This is a genomic window from uncultured Tateyamaria sp. (assembly GCF_947503385.1).
In the GTDB taxonomy this organism is placed as follows: domain Bacteria; phylum Pseudomonadota; class Alphaproteobacteria; order Rhodobacterales; family Rhodobacteraceae; genus Tateyamaria.
The window spans coordinates 519,956-543,065 of the sequence record NZ_CANNDO010000001.1 but is presented as its reverse complement, the minus strand read 5'-3'; the positions used below and the strand labels follow the sequence as shown (position 1 = coordinate 543,065).

Sequence of the window (23,110 nt, the reverse complement as noted above, 5' to 3'; positions counted from 1 at the left end):
GCTATCACGTGCCCGATTTGATCTTGGTCCACATGCGCGTGACAGTCCGCTGCACCTTCGCTGGGTAGGGCGTCGTGGTATAGAGGTTTTCCAGCGTCGCTTCGTCCGGGTAGATCGCCGGATCGCCAATCACGTCTTCGACCAGAAATTCCTGGCTCGCGAGGTTGCCGTTGGCGTAATAGACGTAGTTCGACGCCTGCGCCATGTTCTGCGCATCCAGAATGAAGTTCAGGAACATGTGCGCGCCTTCGGGGTTGGGCGCGTCCGCGGGGATCGCCATCTGGTCGAACCACATCAGCGCACCCTCGCTGGGCGCGTTATAGGCAATCTCCACTCCGTTATCGGCCTCTGCTGCACGGTCGCGCGCTTGCAGGATGTCACCGGACCAGCCGAACGCGACGCAAATGTCACCATTGGCCAGCGCGTTGATATATTCCGAACTGTGGAACTTGGTCACATACGGGCGCACACCCATCAGGATCGGTTCGGCCTTGGCAATGACGTCCGGGTCATGGCTGTCGGGGTCTTCGCCGATATACTTGAGCGCCGCCGGGATCATCTCGGTCGGGGCATCAAGGAAATGCACCCCGCATGAGGCCAGTTTTTCCATGTTGGCGGGATCAAAGATCAGGTCGAGCGAACCCATCGGCGCGTCCGCGCCCAGCACTTCCTGCACCTTGCCGACGTTCACGCCGATGCCCGTGGTGCCCCACATATAGTTGATGGAATAGGCGTTGTCGGGGTCGTATTGCGCGGTGCGCGCCTCCACCACTTCCCAGAGGTTCCCGGCATTGGGCAGCTTGGACGTGTCCAGCTTTTGGAAGGCGCCTGCGCTGATCTGGCGTTGCAGGAAGGTGCCGGAAGGCACAACCACGTCATAGCCGGACGATCCGGCCAGCATCTTGGTCTCAAGCACTTCGTTGCTGTCGAACACGTCATAGATCAGTTCAAGGCCGGTTTCGGCTTCGAATTTTTCCAGCAACTCTTCGTCAATGTAGTCGGACCAGTTGTAGACCCGCACTTCGTCGGCCAGTGCCGCACCCGTGAGGGCAAAGGCGGCGACGGTGCTCAGCATCGTTGTTTTCATCATATACTCCCGTTTCGCGCCCGGTTGGCCCGGGTCAGGCAAAATGAATACAAGTTTTGCCCCTTGCGTCCAGCAGGATCGTTCATGCCGGATTGACGGCGCGCGGCTTGCTCATATTGTCGGCACGTCAAACACCTTGGGGGTTCCATGCCAGCCATCACCAATCATCTGCCCACAGCCGAGTTGCAGGCGCTGGACGCCGCGCACCACATGCACCCGTTCACAGCCGGTGCCGAATTGGCGCAAAAAGGCGCGCGGGTGATCACCCGGGCCAAAGGTGTTTTCCTGCACGACAGCGACGGGAACGAGATCCTCGATGCGATGGCCGGGCTGTGGTGTGTGAACATCGGCTATGGTCGGGCAGAGCTGGCCGACGTGGCCGCCCGCCAGATGCGGGAACTGCCGTATTACAACACCTTTTTCCAAACGACGCACGTGCCTGCAATTGCGCTGGCGCAAAAGTTGGCGGAACTGGCGCCCGGTGATCTGAACCACGTGTTCTTTGCCGGATCGGGGTCCGAGGCGAACGACACGAACCTGCGGATGGTGCGGACCTATTGGGCGATGAAGGGCCAGCCGGACAAGTCGATCATCATCAGCCGCAAGAATGCCTATCACGGGTCGTCCGTGGGGTCGGGCAGCTTGGGTGGCATGACGGGAATGCACGAACAGGGTGGGATGCCGATCCCCGGCATCGTTCACATAAACCAGCCAAACTGGTGGGCCGAAGGCGGTGACATGACGCCCGAAGATTTTGGCATTGCCCGCGCGCGCGAGTTGGAGGCGGCGATTGCCGAACACGGCGCTGATCGGGTGGCCGCGTTTATCGCCGAACCGATCCAGGGCGCAGGTGGCGTGATCGTTCCGCCCGACACCTATTGGCCAGAGATAAAGCGCATCTGCGAGGCGCATGACATCCTGCTGATCGCGGATGAGGTGATTTGCGGATTTGGCCGGACCGGAAACTGGTTCGGGTCCCAGACCGTTGGCATTCAGCCGCATATCATGACCATCGCCAAGGGCCTGAGTTCAGGTTACCAGCCTATCGGCGGCTCTATCGTCTGTGACGAGGTGGCCGAGGTGATTGGCGGCGGCGAGTTCAACCACGGCTACACCTATTCCGGCCATCCGGTGGCCGCTGCTGTCGCACTGGAGAACCTGCGTATTCTCGAAGAGGAAAACGTGTTGGGTCATGTGCGCGATGTAGCCATCCCGGCACTGCACGAGATGTGGCACGGGCTGGGAGATCATCCGCTGGTGGGTGAGACGAAGATTGTGGGCATGATGGGGTCCTTGGCGCTGACACCGCACAAGGAAAGCCGCGCCAAATTCGCGGCAGAGGCAGGCACAGCCGGGTTCATGACCCGCGAGCGGTGCTTTGCCAACAACCTTGTGATGCGGCACGTCTACGACCGGATGATCATTTCGCCACCGCTTGTCATTACACCGGACGAGATTGAAATGCTTGGCTATCGGGCGCGGCTGGCGCTGGACGAAGCCTATGCGGAACTCAAGGCGCACGACCTTCTGAAACCGGCGGCGTGATACACGCGCGGTGCTGGTGAGGGGCCAGCCCCTCACACTCCCCGGAGTATTTCGAAAGAGAAGAAGGGAGAGATCAGCCTTTGACGATCAGTGGCCGTGGCACAGTGCAGAGACATTCGGCAGGACCGTCATCCGTGATGCGGATGCTTTCGGTGATGGACAGGCCCCAGCCGTCCATCCAAAGGCCGGGCATGAAATGGAAGGTCATGTTGGGCTCCAGCACCGTGTCGTCGGTTTCGCGGAACGATATGGTGCGTTCGCCCCAGTCTGGCGGATAGCTGAGGCCGATGGGGTAACCGCAGCGCGCGGTGCGATTGATGCCGACCTTGGTCAGTGCCCAATTGAGCGCCGCCGCGACATCGCGCGCCTGATTGCCGGCGCGCGCGACGTCCAGCCCAGCCTCCAACCCTTCGAGAACGGCAGCTTCGGCGCGCTTCATGTCGTCGGGTGGTTCCCCGAGAAAGATCGAGCGGCAGAGGGGGGCGTGGTAGCGGCGATAGCAGCCCGCGATCTCGATGGTGGTCGCCTCGCCGGTGCGAAACGTATCACCGTTCCATGTGAGATGCGGCGCGGCTGCATCCGCGCCTGACGGCACCAGTGGCACAATGGCCGGGTAATCGCCCCAGTCATCCCCGACACCGCGGATTGCGTCTCGGTAGGCGTCAGCGATCACTTCGTTCTTTGGCACCCCCGGCGCGACACGGTCGGACATGCCTGCAATGACCGCCTCGGAAATGCGGGCGGCCTTGCGCATAAAGGCAATCTCGGCCTCGGATTTGACAGCCCGGCACCAGTTGGCCAAGCCCGTCGCGTCGTACATCGTCACGCCCGCACGGGTCAGCACCGCATGGGCCTTGGCCGAGTAATAGTAGTTGTCCATCTCCACCCCAACGCGCCCTTCGAGGTAGCTTTCGAGATCTTCCATCGGGTGGTGCGCGGGGCTCTGAATATAATGTTCGGCATAGCCGACGCAGGCCTCGTCCGACATCCAGACCGTGCGGCGCGCACCGGCCACGTCCTGCGCGCGCCCCCACCAGAGCGGATCGGCATCATGGGTCACGATCACCGCCTGATGCACGTAAAACGACCAGCCATCATAACCTGTGAGCCATCCCATATTGGACGGATCGGTGAGGACCAGTATGTCCAGATCATTGCGGTCCATGGCCGCCCGGACACGGGCGAGGCGGGCGCGATACTCCTCCAATGCAAAGGGCAAGGACATGATTCTGTTCCGATCGTTCCGGCAAAGCTGCGGGAACAATGCCTTAAAACGCATAGTCTTGCAGTCAAAACGACCGTTCCGTGTGCCAACGCGGCATTTTCCAACCAAGTTGGTTGCAATGCGCGTCACGTCCCGCTTTAGTTCGCCCCAAGATGGCGGAACAGCCACGACACACAGACGGGGAGCCACGTTTGGCCGATACTGCAAATGATCAGGCGTTCGTTGAATTCGAGCGCGTGCAGAAAAGTTATGACGGCGAAACGCTCGTCGTCAAAGACCTCAACCTTTCCATGCCACGGGGCGAATTCTTGACGATGCTGGGGCCATCGGGCTCGGGCAAGACGACATGCCTGATGATGCTGGCCGGGTTCGAGACGGCGACCCATGGCGATATCCGCCTTGGCGGGACGTCGATCAACAATATCCCGCCGCACAAGCGCGGCATCGGGATGGTGTTCCAGAACTATGCGCTGTTCCCGCACATGACCGTGGCCGAAAATCTGAGCTTTCCGCTGGAAGTGCGCAAAATGGGCAAGGCCGAGCGCGAGGAAAAGATCATGCGCGCGTTGGGCATGGTGCAGATGCAGGACTTTGCCGGGCGCCGCCCCGCGCAACTGTCCGGTGGCCAACAACAACGGATCGCGCTGGCCCGCGCGCTTGTGTTCGAGCCGGAACTGGTGCTGATGGACGAACCGCTGGGCGCGCTCGACAAACAATTGCGCGAAACATTGCAGTTCGAGATCACCCGGCTGGCCCATGATCTGGGCATCACCACGGTCTATGTCACGCACGACCAGACCGAAGCGTTGACCATGTCGGACCGGGTTGCCGTGTTCGACGACGGTCGCATCCAACAGCTTGATCCGCCAGACACGCTGTACGAAGCACCGCAAAACAGTTTCGTCGCGCAGTTCATCGGCGAGAACAACACGCTGATGGGCAAGATCACTAAGATCAGCGGCGACCGTTGCGAGGTGACGCTGGATGACGGTGAGGTGATCGACGCGATGCCCGTCAACGTCACCGAAGTGGGCCAGCGCACGCGCGTCTCTATCCGGCCCGAACGGGTCGAAATGGACAAGTCGCGCCTGATGCCGGACGTCCACACGCTCAAGGCCGAAGTGCTCGAATTCGTCTATATGGGCGATATTTTCCGCACGCGGCTGCGCGTGGCTGGAAACGACGATTTTGTCATCAAGACACGCAATGCCCCCGATCAGGTCCGGCTTAAACCCGGCGAACAGATCGAGATCGGGTGGCTGCCACAGGATTGCCGGGCTCTCGACGCCTGAGCATGCAAGAAGAAGGCCGCAAGCTGCGCCCGTGGCGCGGCCTTCACGAAACCCAAAACGGGCGTAACAAGTGGGAGAAACACTCATGAAACTCACCAAGACCCTGATGGTCACGACAGCACTGACAGTTGCCTCCGGCACAGCCTTTGCCGACGGCCACATGGCCTCCGACATGACACTGGTCAGCTGGGGCGGCGCCTATCAGGCCAGCCAACAGAACGCCTATGTCGCGCCGTATCTGGAAATGAACCCCGGCGTCACCGCCGTCTGGGACGAAAGCTCGGCCGAGGCCGTGGCGAAACTGCGCGCGATGAACGAGGCGGGCAACGTCACATGGGACGTCGTTGACGTTGTGGCTGCGGATGCGATCCGCCTGTGCGACGAAGGCCTCGCACTGGAAATCGATCCGGACGAAGATCTGGCAGCCGCGCCCGATGGCACCTCTGCGGCAGATGACTTTGGCGACCTGCTGGTCTCCGACTGCTTCATCCCGCAGATCGTGTATTCGACCACCTTTGGCTACCGCACCGATCTGGTCGGTGACACACCGCCGACATCCGTCTGCGCCGTGTTCGACACAGAAGCCTACCCCGGCAAACGTTCGCTGGAAAAGCGCCCCATCAACAACATGGAATGGGCGCTGCTGTGTGACGGCGTAGCCAAGGACGACGTGTACGACGTTCTGGCAACTGCCGAAGGCCAGCAACAGGCCCTCGACAAGCTCGCCACGATCAAGGACGACGTGATCTGGTGGTCTGCCGGTGCCGACACGCCCCAGCTGCTGGCTGACGGCGAAGTGGTGATGGGTTCGACCTATAACGGTCGCCTGTTTGCCGCGATCGAAGAGCAGGACCAGCCCATCGGTATGCTTTGGGACGCGCAGGTGTTCGACCTTGACGGTTGGATCATTCCCGCGGGCCTGAGCCCCGAGCGCGAAGCGCGTGCCCGCGACTTCGTCAAGTTCGCCACAGACACGCAGCGTCTGGCGGATCAGGCCAAGTACATCTCGTACGGTCCCGCACGTGCATCGTCCGCACCGCTGGTCGGCAAGCACGAGACACTGGGCATCGACATGGCACCGCACATGCCGACAGACCCGAACAACGCCAAGAACACGTTCCTCTACAACTACGAGTTCTGGGCAGACTACCGTGACGACATCGACGCCAAATTCCAGGCGTGGCTCGCACAATAAGACGACAAAGGGGTGGGCAGCCGTGCCCACCCTACCCCCTGCTTCACGAGGAATACCCCCATGCCCAAAGGCTACATCATCGGCCACATCACGGTGAACGACCCCGAAGGCTACAAGGAATACATCGAAAAGGATACGCCGATCCTTCTTGGCCTTGGCGCTGTGCCTATCGTGCGCGGTGGACAGGCCACGGTGATGGAAGGCGAGCCGCAGAACCGGCACGTGGTGTTCGAATTCCCCAGCTATCAGGCCGCGCTCGACGCCTATAACAATCCGGAATACCAAGAAGTGATGAAGATCCGCCATCGCACCGCCTCCAGCACGATCATCGTTGTGGAGGGCGTCTGAGCCATGGCCGAGGTGATGCAAGCCGCTGACGGCACGCCCCTGAAACGCAGCCTTGCACGCGCCCTGCGTCGGCAGAAACTGCGCGCATTGGGGCTGATTGCGCCGCTGCTGTTTTTTGTCCTCATCACCTTTATCATCCCGATCGGCAATATGCTGTTCCGTTCGGTCGAGAATGACATCGTTCAGAATACTTTGCCGGGCACCATCGCGGTCCTGACCGCTCGCGAAGAAACCGGCGTACCGGGCGAAGACGTGTTCACAGCGCTCTATATCGACCTGTTCATCGCCGAAGAGCAAAAGCTGCACACCCGCCTTGGCAGCCGCCTGAACTATGAACAGACCGGTGCCAGTTCCATGTTCCGCCGCACAGGCCGCGCCGTGGGCCGGTTTGACACCGGCACCTATACTGACGCCATCACCGACGCGAACCCCGCATGGGAAGACCCCGCACACTGGGCCGCAACCGTTGAAGCGAACGCCGCCGATCTGCCCCGCACCGCCAACGCGTGGTCCCGCTGGCAAGCGGTGTTTGCCGCCGAAGGCGATGAAATCGGCAAACGCAACCTCGAAGATTTTCTGTTCACCGCCCTCTACCTTGATCTGCGCGACGCGGACGCCGCACCCGCCGGGCTGGATGCAGCATATGACGCCGCCCGCGCAACCGATCCCGTGTCGATCAAGGACGCGTTTATCGACGCCGACGACAAGTGGGGCGCGCCGCAGATATGGGAAACGCTGACCCTGTACGCGCCAAAATACACGCCGGGCTATTTCCTCAATTCGCTGGACTACCAGAAAACGCCCGACGGTATCGAAAAACGCCCTGAGAACGAACAGATTTACATCACGCTCTTTGGCCGCACGATCTGGATGTCGCTGCTGATCACATTCTCCTGCATAGCGCTTGGCTACCCCATTGCGTGGCTGCTGGCGAACCTGCCCATGCGCAAGGCCAACGTGCTGCTGATCCTTGTCTTGCTGCCCTTCTGGACTTCGTTGCTGGTCCGCACCTCCGCATGGAAGGTCATGCTGCAACAACAGGGTGTGATCAACGACGTGCTGGTCTGGGTGGGCCTTGTGGATAATGCCAACCGCCTCATCATGATCAACAATCAGTTCGGCACCATCGTGGCCATGACGCATATCCTGCTGCCGTTCATGATCCTGCCGATGTATTCAGTGATGCAGACGATCCCGCCCAGCTACCTGCGTGCCGCAAAATCGCTTGGCGCCACCAACTGGACAGCCTTCTGGCGGGTCTATTTCCCGCAATCGGTGCCGGGCATCGGCGCGGGCAGCATCCTCGTCTTTATCCTCGCCATCGGCTACTACATCACGCCGGAAATTGTGGGCGGGACCAAGGGCGTCTTTATCTCCAACCGGATCGCCTACCACATCTCGTCATCGCTCAATTGGGGCCTCGCCGCAGCCCTCGGCACCATCCTGCTGGTGGCCGTGCTGGTGCTCTACTGGGCCTATGACAAGATCGTGGGCATCGACAACGTTAAGCTGGGATAGATCACCATGGGCCTGCCTCCATACGCCACGCCGGGTCAACGCATCTGGTATTACGGGTTCCGCGTGATCTGCGGCCTGATCTTCTTTTTCCTTGTGGCGCCCATCGTGGTGGTCATGCCGCTCAGCTTCAACGCACAGGATTTCTTTACCTTCACGCCCGAAATGTTGCGGCTGGACCCTGAAGGCTATTCGCTCAAGCATTACGAGGATTTCTTTACCAATCCCCAATGGCAACTGGCCCTGAAGAACTCGCTGATCATCGCGCCGCTGGCAACGATCATCTCGGTCTCCCTTGGCACGCTGGCCGCCATTGGCCTCAGCCAATCGCACGTACCTTTCAAACGCGCCATCATGGCCATCCTAATCTCGCCGATGATCGTGCCCCTGATCATCTCGGCCACGGGTATGTTCTTCTTCTACTCGTCCTTGGGCAACTGGATGGAAAACAGCCTTGGCCTCGACAAAAACTTCGTGGGCTATGTCAAAGTCATCCTTGCCCACGCCGTCCTTGGCATCCCCTTCGTGATCATCACCGTCACCGCGACACTGGTGGGCTTCGACCGCTCACTGACCCGCGCGGCTGCAAATATGGGCGCCGGTCCGGTCACCACGTTTTTCCGCGTGCAAATGCCCCTGATCCTGCCCGGTGTGATCTCCGGTGGTCTCTTTGCCTTCATCACGAGCTTCGACGAAGTGGTCGTGGTCCTGTTCGTCGGCTCCGCCAGCCAGAAAACGCTGCCCTGGCAGATGTTCATCGGCCTGCGCGAACAGATCAGCCCCACGATTCTCGCCGTGGCCACGATCCTCGTAGTGATCTCCATCGCGCTACTGACAACTGTCGAACTGCTGCGGCGCCGGAGCGAACGGCTGCGTGGCATGTCACCGGGCTAAGAGCCCGTCTTCTGACCCGACATACCACGGGGGAGTTTGAAGGAACGCCATTGGTCCGAAAGACAATGGCTATGTCCTTCATTCCAAAAAATGAATCGCGTCGCGAAGCGGCCTTTGGATCACCGCAACCGTTTGAGCAGGCTCAAGGTCGCAAAGCCGTCCGCAGGCACACCAATGCTCTTTTGATAGGCCCGCACCGCGGCCAGCGTGTTCGGGCCAACCTTGCCGTCCACCCCTTGGGTGTCGTAACCTGCCCGCGTCAGGCGGCGTTGCAATTCCTTGCGCTCGCGCAGGGTAAGTGGGCGTTCGCCCTCGGGCCAGTTGCCGACCAATGACGCGCCGCCCTTGATCCGATCACTCAGATGACCCACGCCAATCACATAAGCGTCCGCCGCATTGTACCGCTCAATCACGGCAAAGTTCTTGAACACCATGAACGCCACTCCACGCCCGCCCGCTGGCAACAGGATCGACCCGGCACCATAATTCGGCACCGCCTTGCCATCCACGCCCCGGACGCCCAATCGTGCCCATTCGGCAGGCGATTTCTGGATCTTGCGGCTGGCAAGATCATAGTTGAACCCCTGTGGCAGCTTCACCTCGACACCCCATGGCTGGCCCTTGATCCAGCCAAAACGCTTTAGATAGGCGGCGGTCGACGCCAGCGCGTCAGATGGGTCGTCCGACCAGATGTCCCGCCTGCCATCGCCGGTGAAATCCACCGCGTAGGCCAGGTAAGATGTCGGAATGAACTGCGTGTGCCCCATCGCACCAGCCCACGAGCCGGTCATATTGCGCGGCGATGTATCGCCGTTCTGAAGGATTTTCAGCGCCGCCACCAACTGGCTTTCAAAAAACTTGCCCCGCCGCCCGTCAAAGGCCAGCGTCGCAAGGCTCTGGATCACGTCGTTGTCGCCGCGGAACTCGCCATAGCGGCTTTCCAGCCCCCAGACTGCCACGACAACCTCCTTTTCAACGCCATAGCGCGCCTCGATCGCGTCCAGCTTGCGGCGATGTTTGCGCAGGGCCTGTTTGCCATCGCGCACCCGGCTGTCCGACGCGGCACTGGCCAGATAGTCCCAGATCGTCTTGGTAAATTCGGACTGGTTGCGGTCGCGCTTGATCACGTCCGGGTCATATTGCACGCCGCGAAACGCACGGTCGAAAGTGCTGGCCGAAATCCCCTGCGACAGCGCGCGACCGCGAAACGCTTTGATCCAGTTCTGGAACCGCGCATTTGCCGCCGCGTCGATGATCGGCGCTTGGGTCACAGGCCGCATCTGCGGGCGCAGGACCGACCCCGCCGACACCGACAGCAACTGGACCGGGGCCGTACGCGTGACCTCTTCGCTGACGGGACGCGCCTCGGGGCGCAGAGATTGGGTGACGACGCCTGCCGAAACCGCACTGCCTATGCTCAGCGCAAGCGCGCCGATCAGGACCAAACACCGCATCTTTTTTGCCTCATGCTCGCTTATTCGCGTTGTTGCCAATTTAGCGACAATCGGCCCTTCGATAAAGGGTTCAATCGTGCGACGCATACTCCTGCGTTTCCGCGCGGATGCGGTCCAGATGGTCGCGCAACAGCGACACCCGGTGGGGTCGAAAACTGACATCCGTGATCTCCAGCGCGTCCATGCGGTCCAGACGGAAAATCCGGAAATCCTCACGCAGGTGACACCATGACAACAGCACGTTTGTGTCCTGAAAATACACAATCCCAAGGGGTTTCACCGTGCGCGTCGTCTGCGCGCCCTTGGCGTCGCGATACTGAAACCGCACGCTCACCTCATCCCATGCGGCCTGCCGCAAACGGCCCACGTCAATGCGCGGCGGATCGGGCCGCCAATATCGGCGCGCGTCCAGCACGGCGTGTTTCAGCCGATGGCCCTGCGCAGGCGGCACACGCGCCTGAATTTTGGTCAGCGCCGAGGTGGCCGCTTTGGCCAGTGCCGGATCGCCGATCACCGACACCTCGCGCAGTCCCAGCACCAGCGCCTCCAACTCGTCGTTTTCGAACCCCAACGGCGGCAGAGTCGCATCCTCAATCAGGGTAAAGCCAAAGCCCGCTTCCCCATCTATCACCGCGCCAAGCCCGCGCAGCGCGTCAATGTCGCGGTATATCGTGCGCAGCGACACGTCCATTTCATGGGCGAGGGCCTGCGCGGTCACAGGCGGGGCCATCCGGCGCAGCGCCTGCATCAATTGGAACAATCTGTGGGTACGTGACATGACCCGACCTTATCATATGTCCTGCCAGAAACTGACAGTATGGTAACGTATCCCCTGTCTCCAGAGATTCTACTGGAGGATGTGATGCTGACACTCGTGACTTATCCCCCCGCCTTTGGCGAACCCAGCGGTAGCCCGTTCTGCGTCAAGGCGCTGTACCTTCTGAACCTGTCCGGCCTGCCATGGGAACGGCAGGACACAGCCGACCCGCGCAACTGGCCCAAGGGCAAATTGCCCGCGCTCTGGGTCGAAGATGAGGTGATCGGCGACAGCGACAATATCCGCCTCTGGCTCGAAGAGCACGGCGCCCGGTTTGACGAAGGCCTGACAGAGATGCAGCGCGCCACCTCGCGCGCCTTCATCCGCATGGCCGAAGAGCACATGTATTTCCATATCGTCATGGACCGTTGGGGCGATAACGCCGTTTGGCCCATTGTTAGAGACACATATTTCGCTGCAATCCCACCCTTTGTCCGCAAGCTGGTGACACGTGGGCTGCGCCGTTTCCTGCTGCGCGGTATGGACGCGCAGGGACTGGGACGGTTGACCGCGGGCGAGCGGCTGGAACGGATCGAACCGGATTTGCAGGCGATCACCGCGCATCTGTGGCAAGGGCCATTTCTGTTTGGCGAACACCCCTCTGCCGCGGATGCGAGCGTGGCGGCGATGCTCAGCGCCATGGCCGCGACACCCGGTGGCACCGCCCTGTCACGCCGTGTGAAAGAGGACCTGATCCTAACCCGCTACATGGCGCGCGTGGCCGATGCGCTGGGTTAACGGCGGGACCGTTTGACCTTGCGCTTCACCTTGTCCCCGTGCCGTTTGGCCTTGGCGGCCTTGCGGCGGGGGCTGCGCCCTGCCGGGCTGCTGCGCCCTTTGGGCAGCGACTTGCCGTCCAGCGCCAGCAATTCCAGCGCGATGCCTCCCGTGACCGGCACCGCCTCGGCCAGCCGCACAGTGGCGCGCTGACCCAATCGGATCACAAGGCCCGTATCCGACCCCATCAGCGTGTTGTCATCGCGGTCAAAGTGAAAATATTCGGAACCAATGGCCCGCATCGGCACAAGACCGTCCGCACCGCTATCGTCGAGTTTGACGAAGATGCCGAATTTGGCGATGCCCGCCACCCGGCCCTCCATTTCGTCACCCACACGTTCGCTTAGATACGCAGCAAGGTAGCGATCCGTCGTGTCCCGTTCGGCGGTCATGGACCGGCGTTCTGTGTCCGAGATGTGTTTGGCCGTCTGCTCAAGCCGCTCCACCTCGTCCGGCGACAGGCCGTCCTTGCCCCAGCCATGGGCCGACACCAGCGCGCGGTGCACGATCAGGTCCGAATAGCGCCGGATGGGCGAGGTGAAATGGGCGTAGTTCTTCAACGCGAGGCCAAAATGCCCGAAATTCTGCGGAGAATAGTACGCCTGCGTCATCGACCGCAGGGTCGAAATATGGATCAGCTCGGCGTCCTCCGTCCCTGCCGCCTGTGCCAATAGCCGGTTGAGATGCGCAGTCTTGAGCACTTGTCCCTTGGCCAGTGTCAGACCAGCGGCGGAGGCGGTTTCGCGCAGCGCATCCAGTTTATCTGGGCTTGGTTCTTCGTGGACGCGGAACAAAAGCGGGGATTTCTTGGCCAGCAGCGTTTCGGCGGCTGCGACATTGGCCAACACCATGAATTCTTCGATCAGACGGTGCGCATCCAACCGGTCCTTGAATGCGACCGACGACACCGTGCCGTCTTCTTCGAGGATGATCTGCCGTTCGGGCAAGTCCAATTCCAAGGGCTGCCGTTCGTTGCGCGCAGCGACCAGTGCGGTCCATGCTGCATAGAGCGGCTGCAAAACAGGCTCTAACAAAGGCGAAGTGCGGTCATTTGGGTGCCCGTCTATGGCCGCTTGCACCTCTTCATAGTTCAGCGACGCGGGCGACCGCATCAGTCCACGGTGAAAACTGTGCGACAGTTTGCGCCCCTTGGCGTCAATCTGCATCCGCACGGCGATACAGGCACGCGGCACGCCCTCGTGCAGCGAACACAGATCGCCTGACAGACGGTCCGGCAGCATTGGCACCACACGGTCGGGAAAATACGTCGAGTTGCCCCGTTTGCGCGCCTCACGGTCCAGCGCCGTGCCGGGCTTGACCGCCGACGCGACATCCGCAATCGCGACCCATATGATGTGGCCGCCCTCGTTCTTTGGGTCCTCATCCGCATGGGCGTAACAGGCGTCGTCATGGTCGCGCGCATCCCACGGGTCGATGGTGATCAACGGCATGTCCCGCAGGTCTTCGCGCCCCTTCAGGCCCGCCGGTTTCTGGGCGTCTACCTCGGCAATCACCTCGTCGGGGAAATGGTCGGGGATGCCATGTTCGTGGATGGCAATCAACGACACAGCCCGTGGCGCTGACGGATCGCCAAGCCGCGCCACGATGCGCGCACGCGGCAAGCCAATGCGCGACTTTGGGCCCGCCTGTTCGGCCTCGACCAACTCTCCGTCCTTGGCGCCGTGGGTGGCGTCACCGGCCACCTGCCACTGCTTGTCGCTGCCCTTTTCGATGGGAACGATCCGCCCGCCCTCGTCGCCTTTGCGGAAAATGCCCAGCATCCGGCGCGGGTTTGTCCCGATCCGCCGGATCAGCCGCGCCTCGTAGTGGTAATCCTGATCCTTCACCAGCGTCAGCCGCGCCAGAATGCGGTCGCCGCCCCCCAAAGCGGGGTCCGAGGCACGCGGTATCACGAGGATCTTGGGCTCGACCCCGGTGCCCTGCCATTCCATGGGCGAGGCAAAGAGATCACCGTCGGCATCCGGCGGCAGCATCTGCAACACGCTCACCGGTGGCAAGCGGTCGGGGTCTTGGTACGTCTTCTTGCGCTTTTCCAGATGCCCCTCATCCTCCAGTTCGCGCAGGATGCGTTTCAGGTCGATCCGCGCGGCGCCTTTGATGCCAAAGGCTTTGGCGATGTCACGTTTCGCGGTGAGGGTGGGATTGGCGGAAATCCAGTCGAGGACCTCGGCCTTGGTCGGGATACGGTTCATACGGATCAGGTAGCACGGGTGCCCAAAGGCGTCATGGCAAATCGTCGATCGTATCCACATCGTTGAGCGTATCGACCAGTGCGACGCGCCCGGGCAGGCGCGCCTGCGTGTCGGCCAACGCATGTTCGGTCGACCAGCGCGCACCGTCCAGCACGTCCCGTCGCAGACGACGCGGGTGCCGCGCCCCAATCAGCCAGAACCCGCCATCCGGCGACGGCCCCAGCACCGTGTCATGTGTGCCCAAGGCAGCTATGGCCCGCGCAATGTGACACCGTTCGAGACCCGCAATATCAGAGCCTATCAGGACACTTTTGGGCGGTGCCTGCCGCAGCAGGCGGATCATCCGGCGTCCCAGATCGCCCGTACCCTGCCACGCGTCAAGCTGTGTATTGCGCGGCACGATACGCGCTGTCTTGGGCGCAAACCCGGCCACGAGCGTCCAGCGTTCGTCGACAAGCCGGTGCACCAGCTTGGCCACATGCCGCCGATACCAATGGGCCGCATCCAGCATCCCGATGTCGCGGCCAAGCCGGGTTTTCACCTGCCCCGGTCGCGGCTCCTTGACCATCACGATCACACACGGCTGATTGCGCACTGACGTCAGGCGGGCTTTCACAGGGCGCGTTCCATGTCGCGGTGCGGAATGCCCGCGTCATCGTAGACGGGGCCAAAGGCGGTGAACCCCAGCTTTTCATAGAAGCTCAGGGCGTGGGTCTGCGCGCCCAGCTTGGCCTTGGTCACACCGGGCTGCGCCCGCGCCACGTCAAGGCACGCAAGGATGATCGCAGCGCCAAGGCCGGTGCCCCGCGCCTCTTGCAGCACGCAGACGCGCCCGATCTTGGCCACGGCACCGTCCAGCAGGATACGCGCACAGCCCAGCGGCTGACCGTTCGATGTTGCAAGCAGATGCAGCGCGTCACCATCGCGTCCGTCGCGTTCATCCGCCGCGCTCACGCCCTGCTCTTCGATAAAGACGATGCGGCGCAGGTCGTGGCAGGTGGCCAGATCATCCGTCTGCGAAATCGTCCATTTCATGCGAAATAGTCTCGCAAAATGCGGCTGTAGATACTCTTGAGTTGATGGATATGCGCGACCTGCACATGTTCGTCGACCTGATGCATTGATTGGCCGACAAGGCCGAATTCCACAACCGGGCAGTGGTCCTTGATGAAGCGCGCATCTGAGGTGCCGCCTGTTGTGCTGAGCACGGGCGTGACGCCTGTTTCTGCCTCAACCGCCGCCGCGACGAGGTCAGACAAGGGGCCCGGCGGGGTCAAAAAGCTTTCGCCCGACACTTTCACACTCATCTCCACCGCGACGCCATAGGTCTCGGCCACGGCGTCCACTTCGGTTTGCAGCCAGTCGGTCAGACTGGCGCCGGAATGCAGATCGTTAAAGCGGATGTTGACTGCCGCCCGCGTCTCGGCCGGGATCACGTTGGTGGCCGGGTTGCCGGTGTCCATCGTCACGATCGCCAGTGTGGACGCGTCGAAATGGTCTGTGCCGGTGTCCAGTTCGTGACTGGCCAGCCTGTCCATCAGGCGGGCCAGCGCTGGCAGCGGGTTTCGCGCCCGGTGCGGATAGGCGGAATGGCCCTGCACGCCCGTCACGGTGAACCACGCGGTCATTGACCCGCGCCGTCCGATTTTCATCATCTCGCCCATGGTGTCGGGGCAGGTCGGCTCGCCGACCAGACAGACGCTCATCGCCTCATCGGCGCCGGACATATAGTCTAACAAGGCGGTTGTGCCGTCTGTGGCGTCGCCTTCCTCGTCACCCGTGATGGCAAGGATGACGGCACCGTCGGGTGGCGTGTCAGCCACGAAATCCACCGCCGCAGCGGCAAAGGCGGCCACGCCCGATTTCATATCCGTGGTGCCGCGCCCGTACATAACACCGTCCTGCACGTGCGCGCCGAACGGTGCGTGGGACCAATCGCCCTCTCTCCCGATGGGCACCACATCCGTGTGCCCGTTGAAGCCAAAGCTGCGCGCGTGCCCCTTGGCACCCCAGCGGGCATAGAGGTTGCGGATACCCCCGCGATCCGCCCACGCACAATCAAACCCGGCGTCCGCCAGCAGGTCGTGCAGCACATCCAGCGCGCCAGCGTCCGCAGGAGTCACGGACGGACATCGCACCAGATCGGCAGTCAGTTTGGCGGGGTCCACAGGGCGCATCGGCAAATCCTCAAGGTAAAGTTGTGGCGAAAAGGACGCGTTCGTATGTCCCTCGCTGATTTACAGAGTTAACAGGGGGTTAATGGCTGTGCTAGGTTAGCGCAAATAATATGACCCGAGGCAGGGCATCAGCAGTCCGGTCGCCAACGTGCGACCACCCAACGTGCAAAAGCACAAAACCGATGACATGGGGTGAAACCCCGTGCGCTGCGCGTGTTCTGGCCTCCCGAGGTGGGTGGGCAAACGATGGTAGCAGCGTCGGAACTTCCGATTCAAACAGTGCGCGAAGGCACGGATGCCGAAGATATGGCAAACGCCATCTTTGGTGATGGGGTGCAGGTCATCAGCGCATCCTACACGGGCGATATCGACAGCGCGGGCATCTATTCAAACGGCGACAGCGTTGCACCGGGCGTGACGCCGGGCGACACGGGCGTGATCATGTCCACCGGCAACGCCGAGGATTTCACCAACGCCACGGGGTCTGGTGACGCCAATCAGGACGACAACACCAGCACCAACACGAGCGGCCAGAACAACAACAGCCAGTTCAACGCCGCCGCCGGTGCAGGCACCCGCGATGCCGCCTATCTGGACGTCGACTTTATCCCCAACGGCGACGTGATGACGATGCAGTTCGTGTTCTCGTCCGAGGAGTACCCGGAATTCCAGAACTCGGTCTATCAGGACTTCGTTGGTGTCTGGGTCAACGGAGCCCTGGTCGAGATGGAGGTGGGCGACGGCGACACCGATCCCGGCAACATCAACACGACCAACAACATCAACATGTATGTCGACAACACCGGCAGCGACTACAACACCGAGATGGACGGGTTCACCATCACCTTGACCCTGACCATGCAGGTTCAGGCGGGCGACGTGAACTCGATCCGCATCGGCATCGCAGACGTGGCCGACAGCAGCTATGATTCCAACCTGCTGATCGCGGGCAACTCGATCCAGACATCGCTTGTTGCGATTGGCGACGACGTGAACGTCTATCCGGACGGAGTGACGTCGTTCAACGTACTGGACAATGACGTCGCACCGTCCGGCAGCACGCTGACCATCACGCATATCAACGGTCAACCGGTCAGCTACGACACCGTAACGGGCGTTGGCACGACGGTGATCCTGCCCACGGGCCAAGCCGTCACAGTGGGCCCGAACGGAGAGCTGACCGTTGCCGGGGACGGCGACGAAGAAGACTTTAACTTCACCTACACGGTGACCGACGGCAGCAACACCGACACCGGTTTTGTCAACGCGACGTCGGTCCCCTGCTTTGTCGCCGGGACACTGATCGAGACGGCGGCAGGCCGGGTGCCAGTCGAGGCGCTGGAACCCGGCGACTTGGTCCTGACGCAGGATGACGGGCCGCAACCCCTGCGCTGGATCGGCACCCGGTCCGTTCCGGCCACGGGCAAATTTGCCCCCATCCACATTCGCAGCGGCACCTTTGGCGCGCATGGCGACGTGATGGTGTCCCCGCTGCACCGGGTTCTTGTTCGCGACAGTCTGGCAGAGCTGCTGTTTGGCGAGACCGAGGTGTTGATCGCCGCCAAGGATCTGGTCAACGACCATTCCGTGCGCCGCCGCGAGGGTGGCGATGTGACCTATGTCCATCTTATGTTTGACCGGCATCAGGTGGTGTTCACCGAAGGGTTGGCCACAGAAAGTTTCCTGCCCGGTCCGCAAACGACGAAAAGCCTCGAACAAGAGGTTGTGGACGAAATATGCGCCATTTTCCCTGAATTAGACCCTGATACTGGTGCCGGATACAGCGGTGCCGCCCGCAGAACATTGCGCCATTTCGAGGCCGATCTGCTGAGAAAGGCACAGGCCGCCGCATGACATGGATCGGGCTGACCGACCACCTTGGCGGACGGTTTTCGCCCACCGGCCTCGGTCGGGGCAAGTTGTTGCGTCCGGGCAAGCTGCTCGAACGTGGCACGGTGATGGTCGAGACCTTTATCGCCGGAGAGCTGCGCCCGCATGACCTGCTGTCCGTCGCGCAGCACTACCCGGCCCAGCGCGAATTTGCGTTCCGGGCCGTGCCCGGTGGCGGCTTTGCCCTTGTGCATCATCAGGCGGGAAACCTGACCCACGCTGCGGTGTCGTGGTCGGGTGATGGCCGCCCGCATACGCTGCGGCTGAGCTATTCGTGGGACACGCGGCTGCAATGGGGCCGCCTGACACTGGAACAGCCCGAACGCACGCTGGTCCGGTCCAGCACGGTGCCCAACCCCAGCCCGATCCTGACCGAAGATATTCGCGACCTGATGCTGGGACATGCAGACCGCAAGCTGTCCAAGGAGGTGCTGTTTTCTGCTGCCACCAGCGGCATCGTTCCGGTTGGACCACTGCCGTCCCTGCACCCGTCGACACCCATTGCCACCCCAACAGGCTACCGCGATGCAGGCACCTTGCGACGGGGGGACGTGGTCATTACCGACCGGGGCGAAACCTCGACCGTGCTGCACACCGTGCGCTATTCCGTCCCTGCGCGCGGCAGCTTTGCCCCGGTGCGTCTGCACGCCCCCTATTTCGGGTTGCAGCGCGATATCGTCGTCGCACCGGAACAGCGGCTGGTGCTGCGTGGGTCCGAGGTTGAATACATCTTTGGTCAGGAGGCCGTGCTGGTGCCTGCCCGGCACCTTGTAAACGGCTATGCCGCGTCGTGGCGTCCCACGCAATCCGTGGCGGAATATGTTCAGGTGATCCTGCCCCGTCACGAGGCATTGCTGGCCGCCGGAACCGCCGTCGAAAGTCTCTATATCGGGCGAATTCGGCGCAAACCGGAATTGCTGGCCGCAAGCGTGCTGGCCGGTGTGCCAGATCGGGAACTGCCGGAACATGGTGCGCCGGTGCATCAGGTGCTGCGCTCTTTCGAGGCGATCACGCTGATCGAAAACCGCGCCGCCTAGGCTTCGCCCTCGTCAAAGAACGGTGTGACCTGCGCGACGATAACTGCATTCTCATCCAGCGCGCGTTGCATCAGGGCGCTCTCTTCTTCGTCGATCTCGTGCCCTTCGGCCAGTCGTTCGTCCAGCGTGCCGTAGCCTGTCACATCCAGCGGCGCGGTATCAGCCTGTTTCAGGATCACCACAGTCTCGCGCACCGCTTCGGCCTCGTCCACGCCGCTCGCATAGATGACCAGCGCGGCCCCGGTCGCCGCATCTGGCAGGCCGTCACCGTCCTTGCGGCCAATTTCGACCAGCAAAGTATAGACCTGCTGGCGCGACGGTTTCTTGTCCTTGCTCATGGGGCCGCCGTAACTTGCCCCGTGCGCCTTGGCAAGCATCGGGCTATCCTGCGCGACGAACCGGGTGACAGGGAGTGCGGGATGAAACGCGTCAAGGATATGGTGGCAGAGGCCAATGCAGCCGTCGATCACGCACCGGCCAGTGCGATGCTGGACCTGCACGGGCAGGATGGCGTGACCTTTGTGGATCTGCGCGATCCGCGCGAATTGGAGCGCGAGGGGATGATCCCCGGCGCATTCCACTGTCCGCGCGGGATGCTGGAATTCTGGATCGACCCTGACAGCCCCTATGCCAAGCCGCAGTTTCAGACCGGCAACCGCATCGTGTTCTACTGCGCGTCGGGCTGGCGTTCGGCTTTGTCCGCGCAGACGGCACAGGCTATGGGCCTGCCCAATGTCAGCCATATCGAAGACGGGTTTTCTGGATGGAAAAAGGCCGGTGGTCCCGTCGGGGACAAACCGGCCAAATCCTGATCAGTCGCGCAGCAGTTCGTTGATGCCCGTCTTGGACCGGGTGCGTTCATCCACCCGTTTCACGATCACAGCGCAATAGAGGTTGATGCCATTCTTGGACGGCATGGACCCGGCGACAACCACCGAATAGGGCGGCACTTCGCCATACATGACCTCGCCGCTTTCGCGGTCGACGATCTTGGTCGACTGGCCGATGAACACACCCATGCCCAGAACAGACCCTTCACGCACGATGCAGCCTTCGACCACTTCGGAGCGCGCTCCGATAAAGCAGTTGTCTTCGATGATGGTCGGGCCTGCCTGCATCGGCTCCAGCACGCCGCCAATGCCGACGCCGCCCGACAGGTGCACGTTCTTGCCAATCTGGGCACAGCTGCCCACGGTCGCCCACGTGTCGACCATTGTGCCCTCGTCGACATAAGCGCCGAGGTTCACAAAGGACGGCATCAGCACCACGCCGGGTGCGATGAACGCTGATTTGCGCACCACACAGTTGGGAACGGCGCGGAACCCGGCGGCCTTCCACTGGTTGTCGCCCCAGCCCTTGAACTTGCTGTCGACCTTGTCCCACCAGCCTCCGGCTTGCGGGCCGCCATCATGCTGTTCCATGTCCTTGATGCGGAACCCCAGCAGCACGGCCTTTTTCGCCCACTGGTTCACATGCCAGTCGCCGCTGGCCTGCTTTTCCGCCACGCGCAGGCTGCCGCTGTCCAGCGCGTTCAGGGTGTCTTCGATCGCCTCCCGCGTCTCTCCGCCTGTGGCGGGCGTGATCGTGTCGCGGGCGTCCCACGCGGCTTCGATGGCGGTTTCAAGCTGTGCGTTGGACATGTGCAACTCCCCTGATTGGTCGCGGCGCTTAGACAACAAACCGGGACCTCATGCAATCACCTGCAAAAGCATGGACCCAACCTTGGCGTGAATCGACGTCGGACATAGGCTTCATTCACTTTTGCAATTTAAAAAATCAGTTTGGAGACATCTTGATGTCAGACGAAAATCAGAACGACGGCGACGCGCATTTTCACATTCCAGATCCCGTTCATTTGCACATTCCATCCGCTGACGACATTGCCAAAGCTGTGGCCAGTGTATTGGCGGGCTCGTTCGATGCCGTGACGAATGACGTGAACGGTGTCGGCGCATCTGTCCGCGGCGCAGTCAGTGGTGTGGCACGCGACGTGACATAGGTGCCGGGCGAAATCGGTGGCCTCTTTCACGCAGCAGACGACGCGGCCATAAGCCAGATCGCAGACCTCAAAACCCTGTTGAGAAAGCTGCCAAACCCCAGCCATCTGGCATCGTCCGTGTCCGGCATCGTGGAAGCCGATGTCATTTCGCTGACCGGGTCCAGCAACGGGTTTGCGACGACGCTCACGGCGTTTGTGAACGCGCTCGAATCCGCGCTCTGCACGATCCTGACCGCCGTTGGGCTAAGCGGTAAAATAGAGACGTTGTTGGATGACGTGGTTATGCTGATCGGCAAGGTTGGCGATGTGGTGTTGGCGCCGCTGTCGGTCATGGAAAAGTACCTTGATCTCAGCCCAACCGGCGAACTCATCACCAAGATCAACACCGCCGCCGCGCATATGTCGGCACAGATGGCACCGGATGCAGATGTGATCCGCGTGCCGGACAGCGCGGCCAAAGACATAAAAATCGGCGCGCTGGTGGTCAAAGCGATCACGACCGTTGTGAACTGGATCAAGGCCGCCGTGCCGATCACCGTCAATCTCAACGGGGACGCGGGTGGCGCGCTTGGCGTGCTGGCCTCGCTGGGTGCATCAGTTCACAGCCTGTCGCTGACCAATATCGTTCTCCAACCGGTGTCCGGCGCGTGCGATCTGGGCGCGTCGACCCTGACGACATTTGCGGGCTTCAAAGACTGACACGGTTGGACAATTCCGGGGCGTCCTGCCATCACTCGATGGACAAGACAAAGGACGCCCCGATGAAAGACGACCGCCACAGCCCGTTCCGTGACGCCCACACCGACCGCAAGGCCGCCGAGGGTGTCCCCGACACGCCGCAGACGCGCTCGCCCGCCTATGGTCTGGCCTTTGCGGACGAAGAGTTTCTGTGCCGGGATGAACTGCGCCCCGTACGCCTGCAACTGGAACTGCTCAAACCCGAGATGCTTATGAACGAGGCCGGGATTGAATCGACCATCGTGCTGTTTGGCGGCGCCCGCATCCCGGACCCTGTGGACAAGGGCGACGCCCGCACCAAAACGCTGGCGGACCTCAGCCGGTTCTACGATGAGGCCCGCAGTTTCGCCCAACTGATGACGGAAAAGTCGATGGCGTCCGGAGGTCGGGAAAATGTGATTGTCACCGGCGGCGGACCCGGCGTGATGGAGGCAGGCAACCGCGGTGCCGTCGATGCGGGCGGGCATTCCATCGGGTTGAACATCGTGCTGCCCTTTGAACAGGCGCCGAACCATTACGTTACGCCGGACCTTTGCTTTAACTTCCACTATTTCGCGATCCGCAAAATGCATTTTCTGATGCGGGCGCGCGCGATTTGTGTGTTTCCGGGCGGGTTTGGTACGATGGACGAATTGTTTGAATCGCTGACCCTGATCCAGACGGGCCGCATGGCCCGCGTGCCGTTCCTGCTGTTCGGGCGCAGCTTTTGGGAAAAGATCATCAACTGGGAGGCGTTGTCGGACGCGGGCACCATCTCTGCCGATGATCTGGACCTGTTCCGCTTTGTCGAAACTGCCGAAGAAGCGATTGCGGAAATTGATGGCTGGGGCGACACATCCAAACGCGGATCTGTTCCAGGGCGTTGATATTGCGCGAAATATCCCCATATTGGCCGTTGGGTGCGGGC

23 protein-coding genes are annotated in these 23,110 nt (G+C 61.7%); 13 read left to right on the top strand and 10 right to left on the bottom strand.

The genetic code is table 11. The features are described 5' to 3' along the window. Positions 1 to 4: 4 nt before the first annotated feature. Positions 5 to 1,087 carry a polyamine ABC transporter substrate-binding protein gene (locus Q1A85_RS02680; RefSeq protein ID WP_299684784.1) on the bottom strand — a complete coding sequence of 361 codons (1,083 nt, stop codon included), beginning with the start codon at positions 1,085 to 1,087 and terminating at the stop codon, positions 5 to 7. A 147-nt stretch (positions 1,088 to 1,234) separates the two neighbouring features. Between Q1A85_RS02680 and Q1A85_RS02675 the strand changes: the two genes are divergently transcribed. Further along, positions 1,235 to 2,632, top strand: a complete 1,398-nt coding sequence (locus Q1A85_RS02675) for an aspartate aminotransferase family protein (protein WP_299684782.1) — start codon at positions 1,235 to 1,237, stop codon at positions 2,630 to 2,632. 73 nt (positions 2,633 to 2,705) lie between these two features. Here Q1A85_RS02675 and Q1A85_RS02670 read toward each other — a convergent pair whose 3' ends face one another. Beyond that, the gene (locus Q1A85_RS02670) at positions 2,706 to 3,857 is read right to left on the bottom strand and encodes a M24 family metallopeptidase (protein WP_299684780.1); all 1,152 of its coding nucleotides are present in this window, start codon (positions 3,855 to 3,857) and stop codon (positions 2,706 to 2,708) included. 191 nt (positions 3,858 to 4,048) lie between these two features. Here Q1A85_RS02670 and Q1A85_RS02665 point away from each other — a divergent pair, with 191 nt between their 5' ends. The 5 genes from Q1A85_RS02665 to Q1A85_RS02645 all read left to right on the top strand — a co-directional run bounded on the left by Q1A85_RS02665 (position 4,049) and on the right by Q1A85_RS02645 (position 9,101). After that, positions 4,049 to 5,149, top strand: a complete 1,101-nt coding sequence (locus Q1A85_RS02665) for an ABC transporter ATP-binding protein (RefSeq protein ID WP_299684778.1) — start codon at positions 4,049 to 4,051, stop codon at positions 5,147 to 5,149. Between the two features lie 85 nt (positions 5,150 to 5,234). Next, positions 5,235 to 6,344 (top strand): extracellular solute-binding protein, encoded by a 1,110-nt coding sequence (locus Q1A85_RS02660; RefSeq protein ID WP_299684776.1) that lies wholly within the window; start codon positions 5,235 to 5,237, stop codon positions 6,342 to 6,344. A gap of 60 nt (positions 6,345 to 6,404) precedes the next feature. Continuing rightward, positions 6,405 to 6,692, top strand: coding sequence for a DUF1330 domain-containing protein (locus tag Q1A85_RS02655; protein WP_299684774.1), 288 nt, complete (start codon positions 6,405 to 6,407; stop codon positions 6,690 to 6,692). Positions 6,693 to 6,695: 3 nt separating this feature from the next. After that, on the top strand, positions 6,696 to 8,210 hold the full coding sequence (locus Q1A85_RS02650) for an ABC transporter permease (protein WP_299684772.1): 1,515 nt from the start codon (positions 6,696 to 6,698) through the stop codon (positions 8,208 to 8,210). Between the two features lie 6 nt (positions 8,211 to 8,216). After that, the gene (locus Q1A85_RS02645) at positions 8,217 to 9,101 is read left to right on the top strand and encodes an ABC transporter permease (protein WP_299684770.1); all 885 of its coding nucleotides are present in this window, start codon (positions 8,217 to 8,219) and stop codon (positions 9,099 to 9,101) included. 119 nt (positions 9,102 to 9,220) lie between these two features. Here Q1A85_RS02645 and Q1A85_RS02640 read toward each other — a convergent pair whose 3' ends face one another. Both Q1A85_RS02640 and Q1A85_RS02635 read right to left on the bottom strand, forming a co-directional pair. After that, entirely contained in the window at positions 9,221 to 10,555 is a 1,335-nt protein-coding gene (locus tag Q1A85_RS02640; RefSeq protein WP_299684768.1) for a lytic murein transglycosylase, read from the bottom strand. Between the two features lie 70 nt (positions 10,556 to 10,625). Further along, positions 10,626 to 11,333, bottom strand: coding sequence for a YafY family protein (locus Q1A85_RS02635; protein WP_299684766.1), 708 nt, complete (start codon positions 11,331 to 11,333; stop codon positions 10,626 to 10,628). Between the two features lie 84 nt (positions 11,334 to 11,417). Here Q1A85_RS02635 and Q1A85_RS02630 point away from each other — a divergent pair, with 84 nt between their 5' ends. After that, the gene (locus Q1A85_RS02630; RefSeq protein ID WP_299684765.1) at positions 11,418 to 12,110 is read left to right on the top strand and encodes a glutathione S-transferase family protein; all 693 of its coding nucleotides are present in this window, start codon (positions 11,418 to 11,420) and stop codon (positions 12,108 to 12,110) included. On the opposite strand, the gene rnr is transcribed toward Q1A85_RS02630, so the two are convergent. The 4 genes from rnr to dapE are packed head-to-tail and all read right to left on the bottom strand — an operon-like array spanning position 12,107 to position 16,539. After that, the gene (gene rnr / locus Q1A85_RS02625; RefSeq protein ID WP_299684763.1) at positions 12,107 to 14,362 is read right to left on the bottom strand and encodes a ribonuclease R; all 2,256 of its coding nucleotides are present in this window, start codon (positions 14,360 to 14,362) and stop codon (positions 12,107 to 12,109) included. The genes Q1A85_RS02630 and rnr overlap by 4 nt on opposite strands. A 31-nt stretch (positions 14,363 to 14,393) precedes the next feature. After that, on the bottom strand, positions 14,394 to 14,978 hold the full coding sequence (locus Q1A85_RS02620) for a TIGR04282 family arsenosugar biosynthesis glycosyltransferase (RefSeq protein ID WP_299684761.1): 585 nt from the start codon (positions 14,976 to 14,978) through the stop codon (positions 14,394 to 14,396). After that, positions 14,975 to 15,397, bottom strand: coding sequence for a GNAT family N-acetyltransferase (locus Q1A85_RS02615; protein ID WP_299684759.1), 423 nt, complete (start codon positions 15,395 to 15,397; stop codon positions 14,975 to 14,977). Before Q1A85_RS02615 ends, Q1A85_RS02620 begins: the two co-directional genes overlap by 4 nt. Beyond that, complete coding sequence (gene dapE, locus Q1A85_RS02610) at positions 15,394 to 16,539, bottom strand: succinyl-diaminopimelate desuccinylase (protein ID WP_299684757.1); 1,146 nt, start codon at positions 16,537 to 16,539, stop codon at positions 15,394 to 15,396. The genes Q1A85_RS02615 and dapE overlap by 4 nt, the downstream gene beginning before the upstream one ends. Before the next feature lie 306 nt (positions 16,540 to 16,845). On the opposite strand from dapE, the gene Q1A85_RS02605 reads away from it, so the two are divergent. Next, a complete protein-coding gene (locus Q1A85_RS02605) occupies positions 16,846 to 18,393 on the top strand; it encodes a Hint domain-containing protein (RefSeq protein WP_299684755.1) in 1,548 nt (515 codons plus the stop codon). After that, positions 18,390 to 19,466, top strand: coding sequence for a Hint domain-containing protein (locus Q1A85_RS02600; protein WP_299684753.1), 1,077 nt, complete (start codon positions 18,390 to 18,392; stop codon positions 19,464 to 19,466). Before Q1A85_RS02605 ends, Q1A85_RS02600 begins: the two co-directional genes overlap by 4 nt. Here the strand turns inward: Q1A85_RS02600 and Q1A85_RS02595 are convergent. Continuing rightward, positions 19,463 to 19,804 (bottom strand): hypothetical protein, encoded by a 342-nt coding sequence (locus tag Q1A85_RS02595; RefSeq protein ID WP_299684751.1) that lies wholly within the window; start codon positions 19,802 to 19,804, stop codon positions 19,463 to 19,465. The two genes, Q1A85_RS02600 and Q1A85_RS02595, sit on opposite strands and share 4 nt — an antisense overlap. A gap of 81 nt (positions 19,805 to 19,885) precedes the next feature. Here Q1A85_RS02595 and Q1A85_RS02590 point away from each other — a divergent pair, with 81 nt between their 5' ends. Then, the gene (locus Q1A85_RS02590; RefSeq protein ID WP_299684749.1) at positions 19,886 to 20,278 is read left to right on the top strand and encodes a rhodanese-like domain-containing protein; all 393 of its coding nucleotides are present in this window, start codon (positions 19,886 to 19,888) and stop codon (positions 20,276 to 20,278) included. Here Q1A85_RS02590 and dapD read toward each other — a convergent pair whose 3' ends face one another. Beyond that, positions 20,279 to 21,106, bottom strand: coding sequence for a 2,3,4,5-tetrahydropyridine-2,6-dicarboxylate N-succinyltransferase (gene dapD / locus Q1A85_RS02585; protein WP_299684747.1), 828 nt, complete (start codon positions 21,104 to 21,106; stop codon positions 20,279 to 20,281). It lies immediately after the preceding gene. A 155-nt stretch (positions 21,107 to 21,261) separates the two neighbouring features. Here dapD and Q1A85_RS02580 point away from each other — a divergent pair, with 155 nt between their 5' ends. The 3 genes from Q1A85_RS02580 (at position 21,262) to Q1A85_RS02570 (ending at position 23,069) form a co-directional block, all read left to right on the top strand. After that, positions 21,262 to 21,465 carry a hypothetical protein gene (locus tag Q1A85_RS02580; RefSeq protein WP_299684745.1) on the top strand — a complete coding sequence of 68 codons (204 nt, stop codon included), beginning with the start codon at positions 21,262 to 21,264 and terminating at the stop codon, positions 21,463 to 21,465. Then, positions 21,466 to 22,164 carry a hypothetical protein gene (locus Q1A85_RS02575; protein ID WP_299684743.1) on the top strand — a complete coding sequence of 233 codons (699 nt, stop codon included), beginning with the start codon at positions 21,466 to 21,468 and terminating at the stop codon, positions 22,162 to 22,164. Between the two features lie 62 nt (positions 22,165 to 22,226). After that, positions 22,227 to 23,069, top strand: coding sequence for an LOG family protein (locus Q1A85_RS02570; RefSeq protein ID WP_299684741.1), 843 nt, complete (start codon positions 22,227 to 22,229; stop codon positions 23,067 to 23,069). Positions 23,070 to 23,110: the final 41 nt, after the last annotated feature.